This is a genomic window from Actinosynnema sp. NPDC059797 (genome assembly GCF_042732085.1).
In the GTDB taxonomy this organism is placed as follows: Bacteria; Actinomycetota; Actinomycetes; order Mycobacteriales; family Pseudonocardiaceae; genus Actinosynnema.
In genome coordinates this window covers 1-1859 of the sequence record NZ_JBHWIE010000687.1, presented here as the reverse complement: position 1 = coordinate 1859, position 1859 = coordinate 1, and the positions used below count along the sequence as shown (strand labels likewise).

Genomic DNA, 1859 nt, shown 5'->3' with positions numbered 1-1859 from the left:
CCACCCCCAAACCGTTTGTTAATATCGTCTGGGGGCCTGGTATTTTTTTATACGACCCCGGCCCTGGCCGCGCGCCCCCACCTGTGGGGGGGGGGGGGGGGGGGGGGAGTCCCCTCCCGCCCCACCCGGTCCGAGCGCGGGGCGTGGGCCGCGCGCCGCCGAACCCCCGCGTCACGCCCGCCCGTGCGCGATCAAGGCGGTGTGCGGCAGCACGAGCGTCCCGTCGGGACCGGCGAACTCCGCGCACAGCTCGTCGTAGTGCGCCTTGACCCGCGCGACGACCTCGGGTGGTTGGCTGGTGATGACCTGGCCGATGGTCGCCACCCCGGCGGCCGGGCCGCTCCACCACCGCTCCCGGGTCGTCACGTGGTCCCAGGTCGCGGTCCGGCAGGACGCCCCGGTCAGGCCCGCCTCGGCGAACAGCTCCACCAGGCCCCGCTCGGTCCGGGGGAAGTCGTCGTCCGAGGCCAGGGCGGGCAGGTGCGCGGGCCGGGTGACGCCCGCCGCCCGCACGGCCCGCCCGAGCAGGGCCTGGCCGGCCGCCGGCGGGACGGCCCACAGGGTGAGCGCGACGCGCCCGCCCGCACGGGCGACGCGGCGCAGCTCGGCCACCGCGGCGCGAGGACGGCCGACGTGGTTGAGGACGAAGTTGCCCACCACCGCGTCGAACGAGCCGTCGGCGAACGGGAGGTCGGGCAGGACGGCCACCCGCACGTCGGCGCCGGGCGCCGCACGGGCGGCCAGCTCCACCATGCCCGGTTCGGCGTCCACGGCCGTCACCAGCGCGCCCCGCTCGGCCGCCGCGGCGGCGGCCGTGCCGGTGCCCGCGCCCACGTCCAGCACCCGACAGCCCTCGCGCACGCCGGCGGCGTCCAGCAGGGCGGGCACGGTGTGCGCGCACAGCGCGGCGAAGCCCGCGGCGTAGGCGTCGGCGCGCCCGGCCCACGTCCGCCGCTCGGCCTGGTCGAACACCGTCGTCATCGTCCCGGCTCCCCCACCGCTGGTCGCGTCGGGGCCCGGGGACCTCGGCGACGCCGATCGGCCGCGGGTCCCGACGGGTGCCCGCCCCTCCCGAGCGGTTCATGATCGCAGGCCCCACCCGGTCGGGGGGCTACCGGGCTACGGGGTGCGCCAGGGCCTGCTGCCCGGGTCGGCGACCCCGGCGGCCAGGATCTCCGCGAACCGCGCCGCCCAGCCCGCCACCGCGTCGGCGTCGAACAGGTCGGTGGCGTACTCCAGCACCAGGTCCAGGCCGCCGTCGGGGTTGGGGCTGAGCACCCAGGTCTGCTCGGCCCTGGCCACCGGCAGCTCGACGTCCACCGGGGCGGCCGGGGCGACGCCGGTCAGCTCCAGGGGCGGGATCGGGTCGTTGAAGAAGCCGAAGATGACCCTCGGCGGGTTGCCCGCGAACTCCCCGCCCGCCGCCTCGTTGAGCACCGGCGCGGGCACCGACTGCAAGGCCAGCCGCCGCCACACCGCGTCCTTCGCCACCGCCACCAGGGCGTCGAAGGTCGGCACGCCCGCGACCGGCACCACCACCCAGGACGAGAGCGTGAAGACGCCGACGACGTCCTCGAAACGGGCCTCCGGCCGGTTGGCCACCCCGCACATCGACGCCGGCGCGGGGTTCCCGGTCACCTCGTGGGCCAGCGCGGCGAAGGCGGCGACCAGCACCGCGAACGTCGTCGTGCCCCGGCTCGCCGCCACCGCGTCGACACCGGCCGCCAGCGCGGGCGGCAGGGTGACCGAGCGGACCGCGCCGTCGCCGAGCGGGGCGCGCGACCGGGGCCGGTCGGTGGGGAACAGCAGCGGGCGCGCGCCGACCGACCCGACGTGCCCGGCCCACTCCTCCACGGCGG

At 77.9% G+C, this 1859-nt stretch carries 2 protein-coding genes; both read right to left on the bottom strand.

From position 1 onward, the window contains the following. Positions 1 to 171: 171 nt before the first annotated feature. Entirely contained in the window at positions 172 to 981 is an 810-nt protein-coding gene (locus tag ACFV4N_RS43315; RefSeq protein WP_499678521.1) for a class I SAM-dependent methyltransferase, read from the bottom strand. A gap of 138 nt (positions 982 to 1119) precedes the next feature. Further along, on the bottom strand, positions 1120 to 1859 hold a 740-nt coding region (locus ACFV4N_RS43310), incomplete at its 5' end, for a condensation domain-containing protein (protein WP_499678520.1).